The 26,573-nt window shown below is 35.3% G+C and carries 27 protein-coding genes and 1 tRNA gene; 12 read left to right on the top strand and 16 right to left on the bottom strand.

Annotation, left to right across the window (positions count from 1 at the left end; translation table 11 throughout):
• Window positions 1–14 precede the first annotated feature (14 nt).
• The 4 genes from EV197_RS04510 to EV197_RS04495 form a co-directional block, all read right to left on the bottom strand.
• Complete coding sequence (locus tag EV197_RS04510) at window positions 15–1,916, bottom strand: M56 family metallopeptidase (protein ID WP_130285538.1); 1,902 nt, start codon at window positions 1,914–1,916, stop codon at window positions 15–17.
• Window positions 1,913–2,284, bottom strand: coding sequence for a BlaI/MecI/CopY family transcriptional regulator (locus EV197_RS04505; protein ID WP_130285537.1), 372 nt, complete (start codon window positions 2,282–2,284; stop codon window positions 1,913–1,915). The genes EV197_RS04510 and EV197_RS04505 overlap by 4 nt, the downstream gene beginning before the upstream one ends.
• Before the next feature lie 121 nt (window positions 2,285–2,405).
• Complete coding sequence (locus tag EV197_RS04500; protein ID WP_165389000.1) at window positions 2,406–3,101, bottom strand: hypothetical protein; 696 nt, start codon at window positions 3,099–3,101, stop codon at window positions 2,406–2,408.
• A 59-nt stretch (window positions 3,102–3,160) separates the two neighbouring features.
• Entirely contained in the window at window positions 3,161–4,555 is a 1,395-nt protein-coding gene (locus EV197_RS04495; protein WP_130285535.1) for a dipeptidase, read from the bottom strand.
• Window positions 4,556–4,626: 71 nt separating this feature from the next.
• On the opposite strand from EV197_RS04495, the gene EV197_RS04490 reads away from it, so the two are divergent.
• The 7 genes from EV197_RS04490 (at window position 4,627) to EV197_RS04460 (ending at window position 9,853) form a co-directional block, all read left to right on the top strand.
• On the top strand, window positions 4,627–5,316 hold the full coding sequence (locus EV197_RS04490; protein WP_130285534.1) for an aspartyl/asparaginyl beta-hydroxylase domain-containing protein: 690 nt from the start codon (window positions 4,627–4,629) through the stop codon (window positions 5,314–5,316).
• 2 nt (window positions 5,317–5,318) lie between these two features.
• On the top strand, window positions 5,319–5,819 hold the full coding sequence (locus EV197_RS04485; RefSeq protein WP_130285533.1) for a hypothetical protein: 501 nt from the start codon (window positions 5,319–5,321) through the stop codon (window positions 5,817–5,819).
• A 150-nt stretch (window positions 5,820–5,969) separates the two neighbouring features.
• Window positions 5,970–6,051 (top strand) — tRNA-Leu (locus EV197_RS04480).
• Window positions 6,052–6,165: 114 nt separating this feature from the next.
• Complete coding sequence (locus EV197_RS04475; protein WP_165388999.1) at window positions 6,166–7,002, top strand: universal stress protein; 837 nt, start codon at window positions 6,166–6,168, stop codon at window positions 7,000–7,002.
• A gap of 12 nt (window positions 7,003–7,014) precedes the next feature.
• Window positions 7,015–8,433 (top strand): cardiolipin synthase, encoded by a 1,419-nt coding sequence (gene cls, locus EV197_RS04470; protein ID WP_130285531.1) that lies wholly within the window; start codon window positions 7,015–7,017, stop codon window positions 8,431–8,433.
• Between the two features lie 12 nt (window positions 8,434–8,445).
• Entirely contained in the window at window positions 8,446–9,252 is an 807-nt protein-coding gene (locus tag EV197_RS04465; protein WP_130285530.1) for a patatin-like phospholipase family protein, read from the top strand.
• Window positions 9,221–9,853, top strand: coding sequence for a Crp/Fnr family transcriptional regulator (locus EV197_RS04460; RefSeq protein ID WP_130285529.1), 633 nt, complete (start codon window positions 9,221–9,223; stop codon window positions 9,851–9,853). The genes EV197_RS04465 and EV197_RS04460 overlap by 32 nt, the downstream gene beginning before the upstream one ends.
• 3 nt (window positions 9,854–9,856) lie before the next feature.
• On the opposite strand, the gene EV197_RS04455 is transcribed toward EV197_RS04460, so the two are convergent.
• From EV197_RS04455 to EV197_RS04400, 12 genes are all read right to left on the bottom strand, one after another.
• Complete coding sequence (locus tag EV197_RS04455) at window positions 9,857–10,867, bottom strand: 2-hydroxyacid dehydrogenase (RefSeq protein ID WP_130285528.1); 1,011 nt, start codon at window positions 10,865–10,867, stop codon at window positions 9,857–9,859.
• Window positions 10,848–11,513 (bottom strand): hypothetical protein, encoded by a 666-nt coding sequence (locus tag EV197_RS04450; protein WP_130285527.1) that lies wholly within the window; start codon window positions 11,511–11,513, stop codon window positions 10,848–10,850. Before EV197_RS04450 ends, EV197_RS04455 begins: the two co-directional genes overlap by 20 nt.
• Before the next feature lie 4 nt (window positions 11,514–11,517).
• A complete protein-coding gene (locus EV197_RS04445; protein ID WP_130285526.1) occupies window positions 11,518–12,024 on the bottom strand; it encodes a hypothetical protein in 507 nt (168 codons plus the stop codon).
• A 9-nt stretch (window positions 12,025–12,033) separates the two neighbouring features.
• Window positions 12,034–12,477 (bottom strand): hypothetical protein, encoded by a 444-nt coding sequence (locus EV197_RS04440; protein WP_130285525.1) that lies wholly within the window; start codon window positions 12,475–12,477, stop codon window positions 12,034–12,036.
• A gap of 69 nt (window positions 12,478–12,546) precedes the next feature.
• The gene (locus tag EV197_RS04435; protein WP_130285524.1) at window positions 12,547–12,771 is read right to left on the bottom strand and encodes a hypothetical protein; all 225 of its coding nucleotides are present in this window, start codon (window positions 12,769–12,771) and stop codon (window positions 12,547–12,549) included.
• Between the two features lie 90 nt (window positions 12,772–12,861).
• Complete coding sequence (locus EV197_RS04430; RefSeq protein ID WP_130285523.1) at window positions 12,862–13,275, bottom strand: hypothetical protein; 414 nt, start codon at window positions 13,273–13,275, stop codon at window positions 12,862–12,864.
• A 135-nt stretch (window positions 13,276–13,410) separates the two neighbouring features.
• Complete coding sequence (locus tag EV197_RS04425) at window positions 13,411–14,781, bottom strand: MBL fold metallo-hydrolase RNA specificity domain-containing protein (RefSeq protein ID WP_130285522.1); 1,371 nt, start codon at window positions 14,779–14,781, stop codon at window positions 13,411–13,413.
• A gap of 9 nt (window positions 14,782–14,790) precedes the next feature.
• A complete protein-coding gene (locus EV197_RS04420; RefSeq protein ID WP_130285521.1) occupies window positions 14,791–15,627 on the bottom strand; it encodes an ATP cone domain-containing protein in 837 nt (278 codons plus the stop codon).
• Window positions 15,628–15,728: 101 nt separating this feature from the next.
• Window positions 15,729–16,580, bottom strand: coding sequence for a universal stress protein (locus EV197_RS04415; protein WP_130285520.1), 852 nt, complete (start codon window positions 16,578–16,580; stop codon window positions 15,729–15,731).
• A 69-nt stretch (window positions 16,581–16,649) separates the two neighbouring features.
• Window positions 16,650–17,498, bottom strand: a complete 849-nt coding sequence (locus EV197_RS04410; protein ID WP_130285519.1) for a universal stress protein — start codon at window positions 17,496–17,498, stop codon at window positions 16,650–16,652.
• A gap of 176 nt (window positions 17,499–17,674) precedes the next feature.
• Window positions 17,675–18,523 carry a universal stress protein gene (locus EV197_RS04405; protein WP_130285518.1) on the bottom strand — a complete coding sequence of 283 codons (849 nt, stop codon included), beginning with the start codon at window positions 18,521–18,523 and terminating at the stop codon, window positions 17,675–17,677.
• Window positions 18,524–18,567: 44 nt separating this feature from the next.
• On the bottom strand, window positions 18,568–19,416 hold the full coding sequence (locus EV197_RS04400; RefSeq protein ID WP_130285517.1) for a universal stress protein: 849 nt from the start codon (window positions 19,414–19,416) through the stop codon (window positions 18,568–18,570).
• Window positions 19,417–19,530: 114 nt separating this feature from the next.
• Here EV197_RS04400 and EV197_RS04395 point away from each other — a divergent pair, with 114 nt between their 5' ends.
• From EV197_RS04395 to EV197_RS04375, 5 genes are all read left to right on the top strand, one after another.
• The gene (locus EV197_RS04395; protein WP_130285516.1) at window positions 19,531–21,948 is read left to right on the top strand and encodes a heavy metal translocating P-type ATPase; all 2,418 of its coding nucleotides are present in this window, start codon (window positions 19,531–19,533) and stop codon (window positions 21,946–21,948) included.
• 1,046 nt (window positions 21,949–22,994) lie between these two features.
• Window positions 22,995–23,189, top strand: a complete 195-nt coding sequence (ccoS, locus tag EV197_RS04390) for a cbb3-type cytochrome oxidase assembly protein CcoS (RefSeq protein WP_130285515.1) — start codon at window positions 22,995–22,997, stop codon at window positions 23,187–23,189.
• A gap of 2 nt (window positions 23,190–23,191) precedes the next feature.
• A complete protein-coding gene (ccoN, locus tag EV197_RS04385) occupies window positions 23,192–25,390 on the top strand; it encodes a cytochrome-c oxidase, cbb3-type subunit I (RefSeq protein WP_130285514.1) in 2,199 nt (732 codons plus the stop codon).
• Window positions 25,391–25,392: 2 nt separating this feature from the next.
• Window positions 25,393–25,584 carry a CcoQ/FixQ family Cbb3-type cytochrome c oxidase assembly chaperone gene (locus tag EV197_RS04380; RefSeq protein WP_130285513.1) on the top strand — a complete coding sequence of 64 codons (192 nt, stop codon included), beginning with the start codon at window positions 25,393–25,395 and terminating at the stop codon, window positions 25,582–25,584.
• The gene (locus tag EV197_RS04375) at window positions 25,581–26,534 is read left to right on the top strand and encodes a cbb3-type cytochrome c oxidase N-terminal domain-containing protein (RefSeq protein WP_130285512.1); all 954 of its coding nucleotides are present in this window, start codon (window positions 25,581–25,583) and stop codon (window positions 26,532–26,534) included. The genes EV197_RS04380 and EV197_RS04375 overlap by 4 nt, the downstream gene beginning before the upstream one ends.
• The last annotated feature ends 39 nt before the right edge of the window (window positions 26,535–26,573 follow it).

Genomic DNA, 26,573 nt, shown 5'->3' with positions numbered 1-26,573 from the left:
TTAAATCTATGCAGCTAATTTTTATTTGCCTTCTTTTCTTTTTTAAGTTGTTTTTTAACCGTTTTCAGTTGCTTTTTAAGAGCTTTTTCTTGTGCTTTTAACAAATCCTCTCGATCCATGTTATATTCCTTTCTGACAGCTCTTGTTTCTCTTAATGCACTTTCTCTTGCTCTCATAGCTTCTACCATGGCACGCTCTCTGGCTTCTTTTGCCATTATCAAAGCTTCCTCCCTTGCTATCATAGCATGTTCTCTTGCTACTTCTCTAGCTTCCATGGCCTGTTCTCTTGCTACCTCGGCGTATTCCCTAGCTATTACTCTGGCTTTTTCAGCTTCTTCTCTTGCTAGCTGACGAATACGTTCTACTTCTACACTTTGATTCTCTAGATGTTGTTGTCTTCTTACCGTAGTTTCTATTCTTCGAACTTCAGCCTCTTGCATTCTAATCTCTGCTCTTCTTCTGGCCTCTTCAGCTTTTCGCATTGCTTTCTCAGCTCGTAACATCGCTTTTTCACGTGCCTGCTCAGAAGAGTTCATAGCTATCATTGCCTCTCTTTCTGCCCTAAACGCTACTTCTCTAGCTTCTGCTATTGTACGCTCCATCTCCTTGATATCCTGCTTTCCTGCTTTCGGTGCTACAGGTTTTGGCGGTGGAGGTGGCATCCTTGGTTCCCCTGCCTTTTTTGCTGGTGGCGGTGGTGGTATACGCGTTGTATTTTTGTTATTGGCAGTTACTACAGGAGATGGCGGCGGTGGCGGAATTAACTCATGTCGCTCTGGATTCGCCTGGTAAAATTTAGATGTACGATACTCCTTGTTTAATTTATTAAGCAATTCTTCGTCTGCATTGTTTATTTTAATCGTTACGTTAGCACCTGCTATCTCAGCAGGACTCCAAGTCGAAGTGATTTGATCAATGGTCTTAGCAAAGTTATTTAATGAAGTAGTTTGTCCGTTAACCTGAACAGAAGATCCTTCAATTTTAATTTTCAGGTTATTATCTTGTTCTACCGCTAAGGTTGTTGTTGGTTCCCAGGTGTTTTTTTCTTCAGCACGTATTTCATTATTAAAAAAGAACATACACAGGGCTAATACGGGTACTAAGAGCAGTAAACGGGTTACCGCTCTTGTTTTGGAAAATTGCTTTGTCATCATAAAAATTCGTTTTTTGGTTAATGAATAATTGATTGGGCTGGATAGCGCAGCCTGATTAGGACTGACTGGATATTCTACCAGCATATGTAAATAGTTTTTTATCGAAAAATTCTTTTTTACTACACTTTGATCGGCTAAAAACTCATGATTCAACTGTATTGCTTTTTTGAAAAGGATGAACAACGGATTGAACCAAAAAAAGACCTGGATCAACTCGATTGCTAAAATGTCCCAGCTATGTTTTTGTACGACATGGGCTTTTTCGTGAAGCATTATTTCTTCGGGAATCGCTCCAGATTCAAAATCATTTTTTGGTAAGAAAATGTATGTAAGAAAAGAGTATGGTATTATGGTTTTGTTAAGTAATACATTGGTATGTATGACATCTTTCTTTTTTTCATTTGTTGCTACAGTTTTAAATAAACTATACAAGTTGCGACCAAATCGAATGGCAAAAACTACAACTCCAAGAAGATACGCTATAAGTAGACTTAGATACAACGTAAAGTCGGTTTCTGAGCTTTTTTTGGGTACTACAGTATATGTAATTAATTCATCACCCTCCATTAGCAGTTCTGAAGGATCGTACCGTACTTCTTCGGTATAACTGAAGGTTATCATTGGAATTACTAAAGAAAAAACCAAACTAAAAATGAGGTAAAATCTTTTTATGGTATGAAATTTTTCCTTTTCCAGTACTAAACGATAAAAACTCCATAGTACCAGTAAACACAATAATGATTTGATAATATAGGCAATCATTTGCTTTGCTTTTCTATTTGTTTATTAACGATAGTTCGTAGCTCCTCTAATTCTTCCGTGGATAAATTAGTCTCTGCGGTAAAAAAAGAGGCAAATTGTGAAGCTGAATTATTAAAAAAGTTTTTAATCAGTGTATTGACGTGCTTCGAAAAATAATCGGTTTTCTTAACAACGGGATAATATTCTCTTGATTTACCATAGAGTTTATAATCTACAAAACCTTTATCCTTAATTCTTTTGAGTAACGTAGCTACTGTAGTAGTTGCAGGTTTTGGCTCAGGATAAGCATCTAAAAGATCCTTCATAAAAGCTTTTTCTAACTTCCACAGGTACTTCATCAATTGTTCTTCTGAATTTGATAGCTGCATTGCTCTACTTTTTTAGAATTAACTCTACAAATGTAGAATAAAAATTTTATAAAACAAATTAGGAACAAAAAAACCTTTCTGAAATCAGAAAGGTTTTTGTATCATTTGGTCTTCAAGTCGATTATAAGCTATTAAAATATACTACCAATTTCTTAATATCCTCAGCATCTCTAAACTTAAGTCGCTGCTCCTTAATATACTCTTTTAATTTTGCTTTTTGCGCTTTTGGAAAAAAATTAAGAATATTCCGCTTATCAATATCCGAAGGCTTGATAGCGTTACCCGTTCCTGTAAGATAATAGCTCTGATCTCTTATTTTACCAGGTCGATCTTGCTCTAAGGAAGTTTGAGCTTTCTGAGGCATTCTGAGTTCTTTGGCATATTTAATATAAAAATCATTATTTTCTGAAGTACCAAGCTGCTCCAAATAACCAGTTACTGCTTTTTCTCCCTCGTCTGTATAATTTCTATAATAAAACTTTCGATTATCAAATTCCACGTGAATTTCATAGCTTTTTTTTAACTCCTCAACCACATTTGCTGTTTTAGAACTTTTTATCTCAAAAACATCATCCAGAACGTTATATCGTATAAATGCATTTCTGTTCTGTCCAGTTATTGCATCGTAGATCATTGCTTGTTGGTATTCCTCCTTTAAATATGGACTCCCTTGAAAATCTGAAAGGTCTAATTTTTCTGCTTTTGTCTTTATAGAAGGAGCAGCGATGACTTGAGCATTTAAAGTGGATGGTATTGAAGCGTAAAAAAACATTGTAATGAATGTGAAAACCATAAGTTCGTTTACTTTGAAAAACATGGATTTAATTTAGTTATTATTAGTATTACTTCTTTACGCTTCAATATTCATACCATACTTTACTCATTTTTTTTCAACACTGTAAAATGTTTGTAAAACAAGGGTATTGTTTCTATTCCTTTCAGATAGTTCCATATTCCAAAATGTTCATTAGGAGAATGAATGGCATCACTATCTAATCCAAAGCCCATCAAAATGGTTTTACTTTTCAATTCTTTTTCAAACAAAGAAACGATAGGAATACTTCCTCCACTACGTTGCGGAATCGGTTTTTTACCAAAACTTTCTTCATACGCTTTACTTGCCGCCTGATACCCCGTACTATCGATTGGTGTAACATATCCCTGACCGCCGTGGTGAGGTTTTACCTTCACTTTTACGGCATCAGGCGCAATACTTTCAAAATGTTTTTGAAACAATGCTGTTATTTCTCTCCAATCTTGATTGGGGACCAAACGCATCGATATCTTGGCAAAAGCTTTACTAGCTATAACTGTTTTCGCACCTTCACCTATATATCCTCCCCAAATTCCATTAACATCTAGCGTTGGTCTTATAGAGTTTCTTTCATTTGTTGTATATCCTGTTTCGCCGTACACGGCATCAATGGCTAAGGCTTTCTTATAGGCTTCTAATGAGAAAGGTGCCTCTGCCATAGCAGCGCGTTCTTGATCTGATAGTTCTTCAACCTTATCATAAAACCCTGGAATGGTAATATGATTATTTTCATCGTGAAGTGACGCGATCATTTTTGCCAAAATATTTACTGGATTGGCCACTGCACCACCGTATAAGCCACTATGCAAATCCCGGTTTGGACCAGTAACCTCAACTTCTACATAGCTCAAACCTCTTAGACCTGTAGTGATAGAAGGTACATCCTTAGCGATCATCCCGGTATCACTTATTAAAATCACATCATTAGCTAGTTTTTCTCGATTTTGAGCTACAAAACCGCTTAAACTTTCACTACCTACTTCTTCTTCTCCCTCAATCATAAATTTTACATTACAAGGAAGTTGATTGGTAGATGTCATGTATTCTAGTGCCTTGACATGCATGTACATCTGACCTTTATCATCACAGGCGCCTCTTGCATAAATGGCTCCTTCTGGGTGTGTGTCTGTTTTTTTGATTACGGGCTCAAATGGAGGGCTATTCCACAAATCTAATGGATCTGGCGGCTGTACATCATAATGTCCATATACCAAAATAGTGGGTAATGCAGGGTCTATTATTTTTTGACCAAATACTATAGGATACCCAAGTGTCTCACATATCTCTACCGTATCGCAGCCTGCTTTTTTTAATTGTTCTTTAACTGCTTCAGCTGTTTTAATGACATCTTTTTTATACGCAGGGTCGGCACTAATGGATGGAATTTTTAATAACTCCGTTAATTCGTTTATAAATCGTTCTTTATGCTCCTGTATGTAGGATGTAAGATCTTGCATGTTTTTTGAATTAATTTTTGCTTAAAAGTAGTAAAAATGAGGTAAATTGAAGCCTTATCAGCAGTATACTTATGCATAACGATGTTATTAAACTTCCATTATTCTTTTCAACCTCACAACTGTTGAAGGACTTAGATCATTGTAAAAAATACGATTTTACTGATCACTACAACCAACAAGATTATTCGGGTACCTGGACTTCTATTGCATTACGATCCAGTTCTGGAAATCCTGAGGAGGTTTTTGCAACTGCAAGTAGTTCCAATAACTACAAGGATACCGAACTATTGACCAAATGTTTATATTTCAAAGAAATTATTGAAGGTTTTAAATGTCCGAAACTATCGATACGGCTTCTTAATCTCTCCGCAGGAAGTTTGATAAAAACCCATACAGATCACAATCTAAGTTATGAGGACAAGGAATTCAGAATTCATATTCCGATCACCACCAATGACCTGGTAGATTTTACAATCGGGGATCATAAAGTTGAGATGTTGCCCGGGGAGTGCTGGTATGGTGATTTTACCCTACCACATAGTGTTGAGAATCATGGCAATACGGATAGAGTTCATCTTGTACTAGATTGTGTACGAAATGAATGGACGGATACCCTCTTTAAAAAAGCAGGATACGATTTTGCTATAAAAAAAGAGCACAATTATGATCCGGATACAAAAGCTAAGATGATCGAAGAATTACAAAAAATGAATACACCCACTGCCAATCAATTAATAACCAATCTCCAAAAGGAAACTTGATCATGGAAGCAAACGTTCAACTTAATAATGAAATACTCATTAAGATACTTCAATTTATTGAAGAGATTCAAATTCCTGTTTATCTATCCAAAATAACCCAATCTACATTTTTACCAGGAATTCTTATTAAAAACGGAGCGCTTCACCTAGATCTAGAACAACTAAAATACCCAGGAGACGTATTACACGAAGCCGGACACATTGCCGTTACAGAAGCAGATAAAAGGTCCTCTTTACATGATAACGTAACCTTGGATGACCCACAGAAAGAAGGCGAAGAATTTGCAGTACTTTTTTGGTCATACGCTGCAGCAACACATATTGGAATTCCTGTAGAGGCTGTTTTTCACGCAGATGGCTATAAAGGTGATAGCCAATGGTTGATCACACAGTTTAAACAAGGCAATTATCTGGGACTACCTTTATTACAGTGGATGGGACTCACAGATTCCGAAACCAACAACATTACCCTTCCAAAAATGAAAAAGTGGCTGAGAGCGTAATGTAAATCTTCTCGTGAAAAAGATTATGAAAAAGCGAAAAAAATAATTGAACTGCTTTGAGATTCGTAACTATTGTGTATATTTGCACCCGCTTACTGATAAAAGTAAGTGCTTTTTGTACTGAGTCCTAAGTGGTACAAAATTAAAAATGCGGGCGTGGTGGAATTGGTAGACACGCTAGACTTAGGATCTAGTGCCGCGAGGTGTGAGAGTTCGAGTCTCTCCGCCCGCACTTCAAAAAAAGCTTCTCATATCGAGAAGCTTTTTTGCTTCTACCACTAAACTGATTTTTGTCATAGCAATAAAATATTGTACTTTTTACTTTTATTTGCCTAAAATGACATCAATGAAAAACATCTTATTGCCTACCGATTTTTCTAAAAACTCTATAAACGCAATTCATTATGCACTTAAACTATATGATAATGAACTGTGTACCTTTTACCTCCTTCACGTTCAAAAAGCATCAGAATATATCACTGACGATTTAATGACTGCAAAAGTAGGTACCTCCGTTCACGATGGAATAGTCAATAAACCTCAAGAAGAACTAGAAAAATTAGCACAAAAATTAAAAGGTATTTTTAATACGGATAATTTTTCTTTTGAATTGATAGTTGATTATGATTCCTTTACGGCATCAGTTCAGCAGGTTATTACTGCCAAAGAAATTGACCTGATCATTATGGGCACTGATGGGGCTACCAACGCCAAAGAAAAAATCTTTGGAAGCAATACCTTACAAGTATTAAGAAATATTGACTGTCCTGTGTTAGTGATACCTGAAAATTATAAATACCAAAACATCAATAGCATAGCATTTGTGATGGATGATCAGGTAAGACTCTCTAAAGAAAAACTTACTGCTTTTTTAGGCATTTTAAAAAAGAACAACCCCAAAATCAACATCCTAAACATTAAAGAGGAAGATAGTATTTCCTTACCGGTACAAAATCAAAAAAATAAATTGGATAGCATTTTAGAAGGATATGAAGTAGCATTTCATACGCTGACCAATATACCTACTGCAATAGCTATCAACAGTTTTGTGCAGATAAAAAACGTAGACTTAACAGCTACTTTTGCTAAACCAACTCCTTTTCTTGAACGGTTCTTAAAGGGTTCGGAATTGGCAACTATCAGTTATAAAACTACGGTGCCGCTTTTACTTATGCCACAATAACATAACGAACCAATGGTCATTTATATAATCATCAGCTTATATGTGCTATTTAGTATATTGATCATATTTAAATTGTTATTAGATGGTGTTCGCCCTACAAAGACATTAGCTTGGTTATTGGCCATATTTACGATACCTGTAGGAGGAATCCTTCTCTATTTGATCTTAGGCAGAAATCGAAGGAAAAATAAGTTTTTTGATTTTGAAAAAAGTGCACTCTTTAGAAGTTATAGTGTTAAGATCAAAGAATCCTACGAGGCTTTTATTATAAAGGACCCTAAGGAAACAACAAGACTGGCCGAATTAATTATTCGTAATTCAGACTTTTATCCTGTTACGGGCAATCGAATTCAAATTCTTAAAAATGGAGAAGTAACATTCAAAGAAATTTTTAAAGCAATCGCTACGGCAAAGCGTTTTATACACCTTGAATATTATATTTTTGAAGAAGGTCAACTCTCGGATGAACTTTTTGCTTTATTTGAAACTAAAATTAAAGAAGGTGTTACTATAAGAGTTCTATATGATGGTATCGGAAGTTTTTCACTAGGCAAGAAATACATTAATAAGCTAGAAGAAATCGGTGTTGAAATTGAGCGATTCTTACCCATTCGCTTTGGTAAGTTTTTATCTTCCATTAATTATCGAAATCACAGAAAAATTATTGTTATTGACAATACGATAGCTTTTACTGGGGGTATAAATGTTTCTGACAAATATGTCAAAGGTGATCCAGAGTTAGGGAATTGGAAAGATATGCACCTTAAATTAGAAGGACCCGTTGTACAGCAGCTACAACTCGTTTTTGGAAGCGATTGGTTTTATGCTTCAGGCAAGGATATTGATTTACAAACCTTACCCAGTAAGGTGGCTTCAAAAGGGGATCACAAAGCCCAAGTAGTTTACAGCGGTCCGGATTCTGACTATTTATCAGCGATGCAACTATTTTTTGCCATGATCACAGATGCTCAAGAGTATGTATATATTACCAATCCCTATATCATACCTAATGAGAGTATTTTGCACGCGCTAGAAGTCGCAGCACTTAGTGGGGTGGATATAAGAATTTTATTGTCTAATAATTCCGACAGTAAGTTAGTGCGTTGGTGTGTTCGTTCTTATTTTGAGCGACTTTTAAAAGCGGGAGTAAAAATTTATCTGATTAACGATGGTTTTTTGCATAGTAAAACCATAGCAGTTGATGATCGTGTATGCTCCATTGGAACTGCTAATCTGGATCTACGAAGTTTTGAGCAAAATTACGAGGTCAACGTGGTAGTTTATGACCATAATCTGTGTGTAGAATTAAAAGCAGATTTTTTGAAGGAATCGCATGCTGCGATAGTATTGAACTATCGTACTTTTGTAAAGAGGCCTTGGAGTCATAAATTTAAAGAAGCGGTTGCTAAGATTTTTAGTCCTATATTATAAAACAAAAATGTAATGGTAGCATCTACAAAAATTGGTCTGGTATTATCTGGTGGTGGTTATAAAGGCGTGGCACATATTGGTGCAATCAAAGCCTTAGAAGAACACAATATTAAACCTCACTTTATATCTGGCACCAGTGCTGGTGCATTGGTAGGCTCCTTGTATGCTGCAGGATATTCACCTGAAGACATTAAAACCTTTTTCAAAAAAACCTCATTATTCCGGCTAAACCGGTTTACCCGAAGCAAAGCAGGATTTTTTGACTCCGAAAAATACTACGACGATTTGGCTACCTATTTCCCCGAAGACTCGTTTGCTGCTTTAGAAAAAAAATTATTTGTCACCGCCACGGATCTTGTAGAAGGAGTGGTAAAAGTATTTAGCCGAGGTGAACTCATACGGCCTATTATAGCATCTGCTGCATTTCCTGGCGTTTTTTCTCCTATTATGATCAATAATCATTTGTACGCTGATGGTGGAATTTTAGATAATTTTCCGGTGCAACCCATTAAGCAAAAAAGTGAATTTATTGTAGGTGTTGATGTCTCTCCAATCAAGAAACCAAAAATCACTGACTTTAAACATTCCTTTAATGTAATGCAACGTGCATACTATTTAAGAGCCATGCCAAATTCAATGACACGATTCAATGAATGCGACATCATAATTCATCCTAAAGAACTCATCAATTATGGTTTATTTAGCAATACCAACACTGAAAAAGTTTATGAGATAGGATACCAAGAGGCAAAGAAACAAATCGCTAAACTATTAAAAGAACAAAAGAATGATTCAACTTCTCAGGGAAAAATACAGTAATTTATTTGAAGAAGACCTTTTGTTAGAAATAAATCGAGTGGGCACATTTAAGGAAGTTACAGAAGGTTTTGAACTTATAAAACCTGGTAATTACATTAAATCCATGCCGCTAATACTCAGTGGCGCTATAAAAATCCTTAGAGAAGATAACGATGGTGATGAGCTCCTCCTCTATTTTCTGGAAAGTGGAGACACCTGCGCAATGACTCTTACCTGTTGTTTAGGACAAAATAAAAGCGAAATTAAAGCTGTAGCCGAAATGAAAACAACATTAGTTATGGTACCTATCGCTAAAATGGAAGAATGGACCGCAAAATATAAATCGTGGCGCAATTTTGTTTTTGAAAGCTATCACAAGCGATTAATGGAAGCCCTAGAGACCATTGACAGTATAGCCTTCATGAATATGGATGAGCGGCTATTAAAATACCTCAAAGATAAAGTGAAAATAGGAAATACACCCCTAATACAAAGCACCCATCAACAAATAGCTTATGACTTACATACCTCTAGAGTGGTCATATCACGATTACTTAAAAAATTAGAACAGCAAAATAAAATTGAACTGCACCGAAACAGTATCCAGGTCATCAACTTATAAGCACTAACTTTCTAACTCTTTTTGCTTGGTAAGTTGATTCCAAAGTGGTAGTCCTTTCTCCCAACAATCTATTGTTTTAAAGGTCACCTCAGCAATCTCCTGTAAAGCTTCTTTAGTCGCAAATGCCTGATGTGGTGTAAGCAAAACTTTAGGATGCGTAAGTAATGTATCCAATAAAGGATCATCGATTTTTTGACCGCTTAGATCATAAAAAAACACACCGCTTTCGTGCTCATAAACATCAGTAGCATAGGCACCCAATTTACCCTTTTCTAATGCCTTGAGTATTGCTTCGGTTCTAACCACTGCTCCACGTGCAATATTTATTAAAACTGCATCCTTCTTAAATTGTTGAAGTGTATCCGCATTGATCATGTAATGAGTGGCCGTAGTTAGTGGTGTTGCTAAAAATATAAGATCACAGTGCTTGTAGATGTAGCTTACATTAGTATAGGTAATTGCTACTTGTTCTGCCCAGTCATAGTCTGGGTATAAATCATAACCAAATAACTCGGCTCCAAAACCTTCTAAAATTTGAGCAATGATCTTGCCTATTTTACCCGTACCTATCACTCCACATTTCTTATTAACTACATCAAAACCCACTAAATTAGCAAGACTGAAATTATTGGTATTTAATTGATTACACGCCAGTTTTAACTTTCGGTTTACACCTAGCATCAAAGCTATGGCGTGCTCAGCAACCGAATTTGCAGAGTAGTCCGGGACGTTGGTAACTTGTATTCCTAATTGGGCTGCCTTTTTTAAATTTACATTATCATATCCCTTAGATCGCAGCGTGATCAACTTTACACCAAAATCACTTAGTTTCTCCAAAATGGGAGCCGAAGCCTCATCTGCAGAAAATATAGAAATTATATCATAACCGATTGCTTTATCTGCTGTACTAGAAGTCAACCTATCAGGTAAAAATGTAATCGCATATTTATTGGTGTTGGCTTTTTCTAAAAATGGTATTTCAAAGTCTTTGGCACTAAAGATCAAAACTTTCATTAGATTGTTTATTGATAATTAATAATTGTTGTTCGCTCAACGCCCATATTAATAATTTAACATAATCGTTTATCGCTGACCGTACATTATCTGGTTCAGTGACATCGATAGCCCCTTTCCACAAAATTTCTCGCTCCTTATCCGGACAGATACAATACAAAGAAGATTGGGCGTGATGAATTTTATACTCTTCATAATTGTCCTTATCGTTTTGATAAATACTTTGATTTTCATAATAATCATCTCTAAAACTATTAAAGGTTCTATCCAAATTACGATAGGCCTGTACCAGGGATACCTTTTCTTCAGTTCCAATTACTTTTGAAATCAAAATCGCATCAAATCCATTGGCTAGTAATTCTCTTTCTAAACTATAGATTTCTTCTTCTGTTCTGGGTTGAGAGGTGAAATTATTATTAAAATAGTCTAAACTCTCTACTGCATTGACATCGTTTCTTTGAAGCGCTGAAACTAATTTTTTTTCAAAAGACTTACGTGCATCTTCTTGTGGCGTAATACCGATAACCAAAACCTTATTTGCCTCAAAGGTATCAATATCGGGGTTCTTCCAATTCTCAACTAGTTCACTGGAGGAACAACTACTAATTACCAAGGTCAATACCATCAACTTATATATAGTATTCATGTCTTTATTTTTTATTTCGAGTTAATATAGCATCCAAGCGATCAACCAAAATAGCCGAATACTCTGGAACTTTTTCAATGATAGATTCCCCTGATATTGTATCTACTTCTTCTAAAGCCATATTATAGCTACCCACTGTAGACAGAATAATCAACTTATCTCTATTATTTGGCTGTTCTTTTATAAATTTCTTAATGTTAAATGGTGGAGTACTATACTCCCAGGAATTGATAACGACAACTGCATCCCATTTATCAATGTTTACGGTAAAAAGGGTATACGCGTCAATAACTTTGAAATTGATGGGTTTGCTTTCATAATGCTTTAACACACTTTGAACCAGGGCTTCTTTAAACTCACTTCCTTGAGAAGCAATCAATACTTCAAACTTTGGTTGCTCTACTGTGATGGTATAGGGCACCTCCTGATTTCCTTTAAGAAAAAAAACGTAAAGCAGTCCGAAACCAATACCCAACAAAATAACAGCTACTATAATTTTTTTTATCCGCATGTATAGTGACTAATTAAGTAGTCTTTGTTGTTTATCCTGTTTCATTACGCTAGAAATTACCGCAAAAATTGCCTTTTTAACCTCCATAAATTGAATACTGTAATTTCTAAAAGTATCGAACAATTCTTTTTGATGTACTCTATACAAAATCACCTCATCGGATTCCTCTTTACTGTCAATAACCAGGGTAAGATTGTTAGTGTGATTTATTACTCTTTTTATTAAAGGTTCTATTTCCTTCTTTAGTCTGTTGAGCTCAGAAATGACTTCTTTGCTCTTATCAAACAGAGCCCCTTTAATCAATTGAAAAGTGTGTTGTTCGATTAGGTTTTCTAAAAAATGTTGTTCTTCTTTATAGAACTTTAAATCTGAAAGCCATACAATGGCTTGATTGTGTAATTCTTTTGGTGCTGTCCAGCCTGTATCTGCATTATTATATGTTTTAAGCCTCATAATTAATTTGATTTGAATGCCCCAAAAAGAGAATTAGGCTTAGTTGCCCACTGTCCTTTTAAGACTTAGTTAAACCACCTTTATTTTTCTACTGGTATTTTTGTAACCTGCGTTGTACGGTAATCGTGATTTTTTAATTTCAGCAGGGATTTTATCTACTTTATTTTTTACGTTAGGCATATAAGTTTCTCTACGTAAGAAATCGTGAAAATAAAAGTTATCGGAATCACCCCAACTACAAATATGGTCCTTTATCCAGGGGTGTTTTTGTTTATTTAATTTAATAAGAGCCATATCTGTGAATTTTTAGTAATACTAGCGCTTTTTTAAGTTTACATAATTGCGTTATGGTCATCCGTAACTTTTACCTAAAGTATAGTGTTCTTATTTTTTATTTTTTTTTAAGATATTTCCGGCATATTGAAAAACATCTGCCTTAAAGGCTGCAAAATGTTTATTAAAGGATTTCATAGACGCCTTTATTTCCTTGTACTTCTCAAAATACACCGTATCACAAGAAACCGTGTCGCACTCAAGCATTCCACCTAGCTTATTCTCTTGTTCTTGTATACTTTCCTTGAGTTGTTGTAGATCCTTGTTTACCTCAATCATTTGAATCCTAAATTCTTGGAGTTTTTCAAATAAATTAGGGGTAGTTGGCTCGAAAACATAGGAGTGCAATAGTTGATTAATAAAGGTCATTTCGCCTTCAATAAATCCTAAAATAGACTTCCACTCTAACATCTTAAAATGGATATCTTTCAGTTCTTTTTCGGTTTGGATACTTTGTGTTGTCATAATGAGTTGGTTTTTTGGTTAATAGGTATACTTAAATTTACGATTTTTATATCAAAATACTATGACAATTATCAGTTATCTCGTTGTAATTTAATAGAATACATTAACTTCATCTTGTATCAGCTATCGATTGAACTATACTATAATATTTTTAGTTGCACCGTGTTTTGGGATGCTAACGAACCAACCTAGGGTATCTTGTATTTTAACCCTTAGGGCATCTGCTGCTGCTGGCTCCCCGTGAATTAAAAAAACTTCCTCAGGTATATTTTTAACTTCGCTAATCCAATCCAGAATTTCTTGTTGATCGGCGTGTGCGGATAAGCTTTCGATCATATGAACCTCCGCCTTTACCGGGTAGTATTTACCAAAGAATTTTAGCTCGTGAGCTCCTTCTAATAATGCTCTACCTCTAGTGCCTTCTGCCTGGTAGCCAACCAAAACTATTATCGTTTCTGGCTTATCAATCATTTGCTGCAAATAAGTTAATACTCTACCCCCTGTTACCATACCGCTACCCGCTATGATTATTTTAGGCTTTGGATTATCAATCACCTCCCAGGTTTCTTTATAAGAAGTAACAATGTTCATATGATGTTTTGCAGCAAAATAGTCTTGCATAGATAGCTTATGCCAGTCCGCATACTCTTCAAAAACTGAAAGGACATTATTACCCATAGGGCTATCAATAAATACTGGGATATTAGGAATTTTATTCCTTTGATAAAGCTTCCATAAAATGATCATTAAGGTTTGTATTCGTTCTACTGCAAAAGAAGGAATGATTACTGTTCCTTTAGAAACTATGGCTTGCTGAATAAGTGCAATTAACTGTTGTTCAACATCAAAAGCTGGATGTAGTTTATTGCCATACGTACTTTCTAGAAATAAGTAATCAGCCCATTGTGGCCGATCCGGATCCATCAATAAAACATCATCCTTTCTACCAATATCTCCAGAAAAAACGAAGTCTTTATCAAATACCTTAAGCTCAATAAAAGTGGCTCCAATGATATGGCCATTATATCGGAACCTATGTTTACAATTTGCTGACAACTCAATCCACTCCTCTTTGGGTTGAGGCTCAAAAAGATGTAACATTTCCTTTACCTCTTCTATGGTGTAAAAAGGAAGTGCTGGACTATGCTTAGCATAGCCTTCTTTATTGGCTTTGTCCGCTTCTTCCTCGTGTATCTTAGCGCTGTCCAACAGAATTATTTTAGCTATGGCTAAGGTTGGAGAAGTACCAATTATCTTGCCGGTAAATCCTTCTTTAACCAGTCTTGGCAGATAGCCTACGTGATCCAAATGACCATGTGTAAGTAATACTACATCAATTTTAGTCACATCTACAGGCAAAGGTTCCCAATTGGAAACTCTAAGTTTTTTTAACCCTTGAAAGACCCCACAGTCGATCATGATATTTTTTTCAGACGTTTCTAACAAATATTTAGAACCTGTAACGGTTTCTGCACCTCCCAAAAAATGAATCTTTATATATGGCATATCAACTTCTTAAAGATTAGCTAACAAATTTATTTCTGTCATAATTTTTTCTTGTCTTTCCTGGGATACACCTAAATGATCTAAATAAAACTGATCTCCAATAAGTTGTCGGCAAGGCACTACATTTCTACTTAACAAAAATTGTTTTTCTCGATTACTAAGTAGAGACAATACAGTAATAGGATATAAACCAAGCCTGTCAATTCTATCCTTTAAACCGTCGTTTATGGGATAATCCCAACTCAATAAATAAAGTCCAACACAGCTACCGTATTGCAATGCATCTTTGGTAAAACGCGTATTGGTGACTACCCAACACTCTTGGGGCTTTGTTTCTTCAGCTGTAGATTGTAAGAGAATGTCCTGAAATCTAGAGTGAATATATAAGGGTATTTTTACATCACAATTTCTACCTTCTTCACTATGAAATTTACATTCTACAAGGATTTGTTTTTCATTTTTAGTCGCTACTACATCAATTTCGTGAGTAACGCATTTTCCTTCCACCTGCTGATCTAAGACGACCTTGTATCCAGAATAGTTTAAAATGGTGGATACAAATTTTTCAAAAGGAAAACCGGTGGGTCCTAATTCATAAATGGCTTTTTTAAGTTTATACTTAGAGGCATATACGTGTTTTTCTTTTTTAAGCATTGCATACGCCCGATTATAGATTTCTTTAGTGGATATCCCTTGATATAGTTCGTCTCTAACACTATTCACTATCTTATCGATCATATGATCATCTGCACCACAACGCTTTAATGAAGATCGCAATTTGGTCAACGAAAACTTAGCCCGCTTACCACTAGATTTTATAACCTTGATCTCTTGTTGACTTTCCATTATTTTACCTCTAAGGTCTTAGTATCATAACTATAGAATTTACGATATCGATTCTTCATAAAAAAGTTTGTAAGTTGCATTATACCACCTAAAATTAATGATTACTCCGGAAACTCATGCAGTGCAAGTACGGGTACTTTAGATCGATACCCCAGGTCTTTAACCAATGGTTTGGATACAATTTGCTCAAAAAAACCATGCTTACGATTTACAAAGGTGACCAAATCACTATCCCTGCTTTCCACGAAACAGTTAAGACCAGATTTTACATCTGGATGATGTAAGTTTTGCAATTTATAAGAAACTTCGTCTAAATTTTCTAGTAGTAGCTTTTGATTTTCTTGCTGTTCCTTAGATAATGTATCGTCCTCTGCGATATACAGCAGTATTAATGTAGAGTTATTTAGTTTTACCAATTCAACTAAATGCTGTAATTCTCTTCTTTTAAAATGAGTCTTGTAATTTGTAGGAAAAACAATTTCCTTAGGGCGTTTAAATCGTGCTGTAGTAGGTATTGCTAATACAGGGCAATTGGTAACTTGATCCATAACCTGCACTGCATTAGATCCATATATCACGTGATCTGCATTAGTATTGCCTTTAGTACCCATAACGATCAATTCTATATCTTTTTTGGCTACGCAATTTTTAATTCCTTCAACCATACTATTGTATTCTGATATCAGAAAAAACTCGTGATTTGGATTATCCTCGAGTTCAGTAATTCGCTCTAGCGTCCTGGCCAGACCATTCCCGGATTTTTCTTGTAAAGCTTCATAATTTTTTTCACCAGGCTCAGGAACCATAAAGTTATCTAAACTATATCCTGTAGATTGAAAAAGATTGAGCAGGTAAAAATCGCATTGTACTTTTTGAAACATCGTAATTGCATACACAATAGCGTTCCAAGAATTTTCAGAAAAATCAGTTGGAAGTAATAGCTTTTTTCTCATCGTCGTAGTATTAAGAGGTTACTTACTACTAAAAGTACTACTACCATTACACAAAAAATATGATTTTTATCATCTTAGCTGTTGCATGACCAAAAACGGAATATTGGTTCGAAATCCCAGCTTATTAATAACAGGTTCCTTGGTTATACTTTCCATAAGACTGTGTTGGTAATAGATCATCGCAAGAAGATCAAAATCATCTTGCTTAATAAAACTATCAATTTCTTTTGAAATGTATTTTGACTTTTCGATTTCGTGAATGGTAAGATCAAACTCCTGAAAAGTTTGTTTAAAGATTTTTAAATTATTTTTTTGATCTACGTCCAGACCTTTATCTTCATTAACATAAATCACATCAATAGCTGCTTTAAATAAGGATGCTATATGATGCAGCGGAGCTAACTCATTATCTTTATAAGGTCTTTTAAAATCCGAAGCGAAAGCTATCTTTGAAGGCGTTCTGGTTTCAAATTCCAGGGGCACAGCTAATACTGGAGTATTTTTTAATTTTTTTATGGTACTCACTGTATTACTACCCATAAAGATTTCCTTGGCACCGGTTGCACCTTTTGTTCCCATGATGACTAAATCGACATTTTTTGTTGCTGCAGTTTTTTGAATCGTTTCTGTTAATTCTTGAGAGATTGAAACCATCTCAAAAGTATGCCTACAGCCTTCCGTATCTCGTATAATGTTGTGATATACCTCCGTAAGTTGTTCTTTGGACTGCAAACTTAATTGCTGGTATAATTGTTCTCCTTTTTCAGTGTTTAGTCTGCTGGTCAATATTGGAGTTTTTACCAAAAAAGTATTAAGTAGCACAAAATGACATTTTTGATTTTTAAACAAGCGGGTTGCATAAAGTAATGCGTGATAAGCATTGTGAGAAAAATCTGTTGGAACTAATATGGTTTTCATAACAAGTAAAGGCTTATACTTTGATAATTATATTCTTAAAGCTTATAACTAAAATATTTTAATGTAAATCTATTTTTAAAATATAACCTGAACTATGATATTGCTCAGTGTTTACTAAAAAGAGCCTAGCACAATCGATAGGGTAAATCATACAATTCATTTTGACAGGATTAGATTTACTTTGTTTCAATAGAAGGAAGTACTAAAAACGGAATATTTGTGTGAAAAACCACATCTTTAATCACTGGTTTAAAGAAAAGGTTTTCCAAAAAAGAATGTTCATAGCGGATCATTACTAGTAAATTGATTTTATACTTTTTTTGAAAATCCTCTACCGCTTCTAAAACATCCATACCGTCAGCTAAATGAAATAAGTGCGCTGTATCTTGTAAATAGGTGTCAAGATAATTTTTGGCTGCAATTTGTTGCTCATTTAGCGGAATACCGTAATAGGCATTTAAAATATTCAATTTACTATTATGTAAGGCACAAATATCTCTGATCAACGACAATCCTGTATTTTCTTCACTGAATTCATAATCCGTGGGAAACAAAATATCTTTAGGATCTTCATACTTATAATCGTTGGGCACCGCCAATACAGGACAATTTGTTTTTTTAATGGTAAACATTGTATGCGTTCCAATAAAAATTTCCTTAGCTCCTGTAGCTCCTTTAGTACCCATAATAATTAAATCAATAGTATAAGTAGCAACCACATGTCTAATTTCATCAACTAAAATGTTAAAGGCAGTGAGTCGAATGAACGTGAAAGTTGAACAATCAAATTCCTTTTTTATGGTTTCTTCGGTTTCCTCCAGTTGTCGTTTTGAATTCATTAAAGCAACATCTTCCATTCCATATGGCATTGGATTTTCAATTAAATAAGACATATGGTAGGATGCCGGTGTAAATGTATTTAGTAGATAAAAGGTTACTTGCTGCCCTTGATACAGCTGTACCGCGTAGCGAATCGCATTTAGGGCGTTATCAGAAAAATCAGTGGGTAATAAGATATTTTTCATCAGGTCTTTATTTGTGTTCTTAGGGTTTGTTTTACGGTTATTGCTTAGTCTCGATTTAAGTTTTGCATCACCAAAAATGGTTTTTGAATCTGCAAACCAATTTTATCGATTGTGGATTGAAATAAAATATTTTCTAAATACGAATGCCTCGAATTAACCATAACCAATAAGTCCACAGATTGATTCTGCAAATAGTGATTAATACCAGCCGTAATATCATCAGATGGTTGGGTTACATACTCCAACTCCACATTTTTAAACGCTTCTTCTATAAATTTTTTATTGTCTTGTTGCCTGAAAGACAGTTGTTGATTTTCTGAAAAATACAGTAGCGTTATCAAGGAACGATAACTGGCAACCATAGTATAGAGCAATTTCAGTTCTCTCCTTTTGTAAGGAAGCATAAAATCTGTTGGGAATACCACCCATTTTGGTGCGGTATAGCTATGTCCTTCAGGTATGGAAAGAACGGGGCAACGTACATATTTCATAATCTGCATGGTATTACTACCAAAAGTAATTTGTCGATCATTGGTTAATCCCCGAGTACCCATAATTACAAGATCTGCATTGATGTCCTCTACTAAATCATTAACTACATCTACTAAAATTCCAAATGTGGCAGTATAAAAATAGTTGTGGTTGGGATTTGGTGAAATGTGCTGCAGTTCACTCTTTATATTTCCTAGTTTTTCTTTGGATTGCTCATGTTCTACTTTTCTAACTTCATCCAATATGGCTCTGGATACCACTTCTTCATTCTCATAGACTTTTTCGGCGTAAGCGTGTACAATATGAAACTCTCCTCTTTCATATTTTAAGAGTTCTACCGCATATTTAATGGCATTTAAGGCATTCTCAGAAAAATCAGTCGGAATAATAACTTTCCTCATAGTCTATTGTTTTAACACTTTAACAAATCTATTTTATATAGTACTACTTATCTATGACAATTATCATATTAGGTTATCACTAGCTTTAGCATTTTTGTGGCAAAAAGATACCTTATGGATACTCATAATTGCTATCATTGCGGTAATGCTTTAGGCACTGCCCTTATAAGTAGTGCAGACAAACAATTTTGTTGCCAAGGCTGTAAAACGGTTTTTGAACTGCTTACCGCAAACAACTTGCATAGTTATTATGAACTTGAACAAGCACCTGGAGCGCAACCTAGGCCTGCCGAGGATCAATTTAACTACTTGGACAATGAAAGTATCGCTAACCAATTACTAGATTTTAATGAAAATGAGATTAGTATTGTAACGTTATACATCCCTCATATTCATTGTAGCTCTTGTATATGGATTTTAGAAAATTTACAAAAACTTTCATCCGGAATTCGATCATCTCAAGTAGATTTTACCAGAAAAAAACTATCTATTACTTATAAAAATACGGAAACTTCTTTAAAAGAAATAGTTACATTACTAAATTCTATAGGATATGAGCCTACCATAAGTCTTGAAGATTATACAAGTACTAAAAACACTAAAAAGGATTACTCTTTGCTCTACAAATTAGGGGTTGCCGGTTTTGCATTTGGTAATGTGATGTTTCTCTCATTTCCAGAATATTTTGAACTATCAGAATTTTGGTTAGAAAAATATAAACATCTATTCCGATGGTTAATGTTCTTCTTTTCGCTACCTGTTGTGATCTATGCTGCTAGTGACTACTTTAGATCTGCCTATAAAGGACTCAAGAACCATATACTAAACATTGATGTCCCTATCGCATTGGGCATCTTCGTTTTATTTGTAAGAAGTACTTTAGAAATTAGTTTTGACTGGGGAACAGGTTTTTTTGATAGTTTAACCGGATTGGTGTTTTTTCTGCTGGTGGGTAAATTTTTTCAGCAAAAAACCTATGCCTTCCTCTCTTTTGAACGAGATTATAAATCTTACTTTCCTATAGCGGTCACTCGAATACAAAAAAACAAGAATCAAGATCGCTACACAGAAGAAAACATACAATTATACGAAGTTGCAAAAAATGATATTCTCTTAATCAGACACGGTGATTTGATCCCAGTAGATTGTACCCTTAAAAAGGGAAATGCACTTATCGACTATAGTTTCGTAACGGGCGAAAGTGACGCAGTAACTAAAACTACTGGTGATAAATTATATGCCGGAGGCAAACAATTAAATGGTGCCATTGAGGTTGAGGTGTTAAAATCCGTTGAACAAAGTTACTTGACTAAATTATGGGGAAAAGAAGCTTTTAATGCTACCAAAAAACCAACGTATATTACGATAATCGATGGTATTAGTAAATATTTTACGATATCGATCCTAACCATAGCGATACTTGCTTCGCTATTTTGGCTTTTTTATAATCCGACCAAAGCGATGAACGTATTTACCGCGGTGCTCATTATAGCATGTCCCTGTGCATTGGCTTTAGCCAGGCCCTTTGCTCTGGGTAATATGCTAAGGATCTTTGGCAAACATCAGTTCTATGTAAAAAATGCAGATGTTATAGAAGAGCTAACCAAAATAGACTCGATTATTTTTGATAAAACAGGAACCATAACCACCAATAAAGAAACTTCTATAGCTTATCAAGGTGTGCCGTTATCCGTTAAAGAAGAGCGCTTATTAAAAAATGCGCTACGGGGCTCCAGTCATCCGCTGAGTCGTAAGCTATATGATATTCTTGAGGAGCACGATATACTTACTGCTGATCAATATGACGAAATTATCGGACAAGGTATTGAAGCCAAGTTCAAAAAAGATTTCATCAAAGTTGGCTCGGCTTTACATACTGGTAATTTGCACGTTAAAAACCAATTAAAAACTGCTATCCATATACAGACCAATGACAGCTACAAAGGATATTTTCAATTTACCAATACGTATAGAAAAGGAATACCAAAGTTATTCAACACTCTAAATAATTATTACGATTTGACGATCTTATCTGGTGATAATGCAGGAGAAAAAAAACAGTTACAATCCATGTTACCGAAATCAATAAAGCTCTATTTCAACCATAAACCTGATCAAAAATTAGAGTTTATCAAAACACTACAGCAACAAAATAAAAAGGTAATGATGATTGGAGATGGTCTTAATGATGCCGGCGCATTAGCACAAAGTGATGTGGGTATTGTCGTCTCGGAAGATACTAACGCCTTCTCTCCTGCTTGTGATGCGATTTTAAAAGCTAGTGAAATTAATTCAATTCCCAACTTTTTACGCTTGGCTAAAGCCGCCTTGAGTATCATTAAATCCAGTGTTTTCTTGTCCTTTGTGTATAATTTAATAGGCTTGTATTTTGCGATCACTGGTCAGTTGCAACCTGTTATAGCGGCAATATTAATGCCCCTAAGTTCGATATCAATCGTCTTATATGTAACGGCACTTACCAATTGGAAGGCAAACAAAATATTAAATGCCAAAAAAACCACCCTTGGGTAAGATGGTTTTATATTTAAAATGAATATCTATGAAATTCTAAAATTTGTTTGTTTTCGTTGTTGTATGAATTAACTGATAAATCCGAAAACATATGTTGTCGTTGTGCAAAGCTTTTCAGCCTTTTTCTTACATTTTGAAACGTTCTCATAACACATTGTTTTAAAGGGTTTATTGGTGGTGTTTATCGGTATCTTCTTCTGGAGTTCCAGATGTAACCGTTAGTCTCTTTTAATTTTGTAGTAATTTCGTTGCTATTTAAAGTTCTCATATCTGTTCGTTTTTTGATTGATTGATTTTGATGATGATTGATGATTAGTGAAATCTCCTCTTGGAATTCCAAATGTATCCAATGGTATTGTTCTGTCTTTTTGTGATCTGATTGTCGTCTAAAGTTCTCATGATGGTTTGTTTTTTGATTGATGAATTATTATGTTTATTAGCGGTAACGTCTTTTTTGATTCCAAGTATACCCGATGCTATTTTGCACTCTTTTACTAAGTTGAATATTTTCTAAAGTTCTCATATCTGTTCGTTTTTTGATTGATTGATTGATGAATTTGATTAATGATTAGTGATATCTCCTTTTGGAGTTCCAAATGTATCCAATGGTGGTGTTCTGTCTTTTTGTGATTTGATTGTTGTCTAAAGTTCTCATGACTGCTTGTTTTTTTGATTGATGATTTGTTTTTGATGTATTAGTGGTATCTTCTTTTTTGATTCCAAGTATACCCTATACTATTTTGTGTTCTTTTACTGATTTGGTTGTTGTCTAAGGTTCGCATATCTATTTGTTTTAATTGACTGTTATTTACTTATAAGACGGCGTTAAATCAAATTTGTTACAGTACTATGTATAAAAAGGTACTATTTTAACAAAAATTAACTATTTTTAATTTTACTGCAAAACATAACAAACTGTTTTACAGTAAAATAAAGCCTTTAAAATCGGGCTTTAGCGTCTGTTACACTACACGGTTGAAAAACCTGACAATTGTCATTTTTTAAGAAAGCTTTCACTTTTACTTTTGGCCTAAATAACCAAACCTATGAGTGTGATTTATGTTTTGCTATCTGTTAGTGTCGTAGTTGCCATCATTTTCTTTGCAGCCTTTTTAGTATCTGTAAAAAAAGGCCAGTATGATGATACCTATACCCCTTCAATCCGAATGTTATTTGAAGACGAACTGACGGAACACTCCTCTGGAAAGTCAAGAAATAATTCTCAAAACAATCAATTGTAAATATGGAAATCGAGCAGTTTCATTACGATAATAAAATCGTAAAAAAGTTCCTATATGCCACTATGCTATGGGGAATTGTAGGTATGTCTGTGGGCTTATTATTAGCCTTTTTGTTTATTTTTCCAAATCTAACCGATGGAATCTCATGGTTGAGTTTCGGTAGATTAAGACCATTACATACTAATGCAGTAATTTTTGCTTTCGTAGGTAATGCGCTTTTTGCTGGCGTGTATTACTCTACCCAGCGATTACTCAAGGCCCGAATGTTTAATGACACCCTAAGTAATATCAACTTTTGGGGATGGCAACTTATTATTGTTGGTGCTGCTATTACCTTACCTCTAGGAATTACGACCTCTAAGGAATATGCAGAATTAGAATGGCCATTTGATATTGCTATCGCTGTTATTTGGGTGGTTTTTGGGTGGAACCTCATAGGAACTATTTTAAGAAGGAGACAACGTCACCTTTATGTAGCTATATGGTTTTATCTCGCTACGGTAGTGACCGTTGCTGTACTACACATTTTTAATAGTTTAGAGCTACCTATTAGTGCATTTAAAAGTTACTCTGTCTATGCAGGTGTTCAAGATGCATTGGTGCAATGGTGGTATGGTCATAACGCTGTAGCTTTCTTTTTAACCACACCCTTCTTAGGGTTGATGTATTACTTTATTCCAAAAGCGTCTAATCGACCCATCTATTCCTATAGATTGTCCATCGTACACTTTTGGTCCTTAATATTTATCTATATCTGGGCAGGTCCTCATCACCTTTTATATTCCGCTTTACCCGATTGGGCTCAAAATTTAGGGGTTGCCTTTTCAATAATGCTTATCGCTCCATCGTGGGGAGGTATGATCAACGGTCTTTTAACCCTTAGAGGGGCCTGGGATAAAGTTCGTACAGACCCTGTTTTAAAATTTATGGTGGTTGCGATCACTGGATATGGAATGGCAACTTTTGAAGGACCTATGCTTTCCTTAAAAAATGTAAATGCGATAGCTCATTTTAGTGACTGGGTAATAGCACACGTTCACGTTGGAGCATTGGCTTGGAATGGTTTCTTAACTTTTGGTATGGTATACTGGTTGATGCCGAGGTTATTTAAAACTAAATTATGGTCTACAGGACTTGCCAACACCCACTTTTGGTTAGGAACATTAGGGATTATTATCTACGCCTTACCGATGTACGTAGCTGGTTTTGTACAAGCTTCTATGTGGAAACAGTTTAATCCTGATGGTAGCTTAGTATATGGTAATTTCTTAGAAACAGTCAACGAAATTATACCGATGTATTGGATGCGTGCTATTGGTGGAAGTATTTATATTCTTGGAATTTTTATAATGCTTTACAACATCGTAAAAACAGCAAAATCAGGTCAAAAAGTAACCGACGAACTTGCTGAAGCTGCGCCACTAACAAAAGTAACTAAGCATAGAACAGCAAAAGAAGGGTACCACACCTGGTTGGAAAGAAGACCTGTAAAGCTAACCATATTTGCTACTATAGCAATATTAATAGGAGGTATCGTTCAAATCATTCCTACCATAATGGTGGACTCTAATATACCTACTATAAGTAGTGTAAAGCCTTATACTCCACTCGAATTAGAAGGTAGAGACCTTTATATCAGAGAAAGTTGCGTGTCGTGTCACTCTCAATTAATCCGTCCATTTAGAAGTGAGGTGGAGCGCTATGGAGAGTATTCCAAGGCAGGGGAATACGTATACGACCACCCTTTTCTATGGGGAAGCAAACGAACTGGTCCAGACCTGCATAGAGTTGGAGGAAAATACTCCGATAACTGGCACCTCAATCATTTTTATGATCCACAGAGTACCTCATCGGGATCGATTATGCCAAGTTATAAATGGTTAATCACCGATAAGCACGATAGATCGCAAATACAACAAAAAATGGAAGCTATGGTAACACTAGGAGTACCTTACACCCCAGAGCAAATTGCCAGAGCTGAAGAGTGGATGGACGAGCAGGCTTCGCAAATTGAAAAGAACCTGTATAGCGATCCAGATTTTGCGAAAAATTATGAAGAAGATAAAAAATATGCCGAGGCCAATGGACTCGAGTTTATCGAAATGAAAGATCGAGAAGTCATAGCGTTGATCGCATATATCCAAAGATTAGGTACTGATATCAAGGTACAAGAAAACATTGCAGAAACTAAAAAACAATAGCCATGCTAAAATTCGTAAAAGGCCATATGGAATCCATTGAAGGGATAGAGATCTATCCTATGATTTCACTACTGATATTCTTTTTCTTTTTTGTAGCACTATTCTGGTGGGTAGCTACGGCTAAAAAAGATCACATCAATTTCATTAGCAATTTACCACTAGACCAAGAAAACCCAAAAGATAACATCCAATGAAGAAAATAGCACCTTACCTAAGAATAGTAGCTATTGTATTAATAGCTTGGGTCATTATAGAATGGACTGATCAGACAGATGATTATGCCATAATTAACCAACCCCTGGTTTGGATTTGGTTAGGCATTGTATTCGTATTCGCATTAGCTATAGAGCTGTGTGTAGCTGCGCTTAGTAACATTCTATTCTTAGCACTTAAACCTGATGCGCAAGAAAGATACTTGCAAAACGAAAAAGCTAAAAAAGAAAAGGTTACCCAGTGGTTTAGATCAATATATTTAAAACTAGTTGACAGTACCCCGGTTGATGAAGAAGAGGAAATAATTCTTGACCATAATTATGATGGCATAAAAGAGTTAGATAACAATTTACCGCCTTGGTGGGTATATAGCTTCTATGTTACCATCATATTTGGAGTAATTTATTTGGTACGTTTCCACGTTTTTAATGATTACGATCAAGAAGAGGAGTATCTGATGGAAGTAGCCGAAGCTCAAATTGAAATTGAAGAATATAAAAAGAATGCTAAGGATTTAATCGATGTCAATACTGTAATGCTTCTCACAGAAGCTTCAGACTTAACAGCAGGTGGTGCCATCTTTGCAGCTAATTGTGTAGCCTGCCATAAGGCTGATGGTGGTGGAGGCATCGGACCTAATCTAACTGATGACTATTGGATTATGGGCGGAGGAATTAAAAATGTGTTTAGAACCATTTCTGAAGGTGGACGTGATGGAAAAGGAATGGTAGCCTGGAAACAAACTTTAAAACCCTCTGAAATGGCACAGGTAGCTAGCTACGTTATTTCCTTGGGAGGTTCAACCCCTGCTGAACCCAAAGAAGCAGAAGGAGAAATATGGATCGATCCTGATAGCCCAAATGTAATTCTTCCAGAAGAAGGAACACACGAGGCTGTGATTGATTCACTTCAACAAAACGTAGAAGAATAGCAAACCAGCAGTCTGTATTAACAAGCATAATTGTGGATT

The sequence above is a fragment of the Aquimarina brevivitae genome (assembly GCF_004216895.1).
Lineage (GTDB): Bacteria > Bacteroidota > Bacteroidia > Flavobacteriales > Flavobacteriaceae > Aquimarina > Aquimarina brevivitae.
This window is presented reverse-complemented; position numbering and strand designations above follow the sequence as displayed.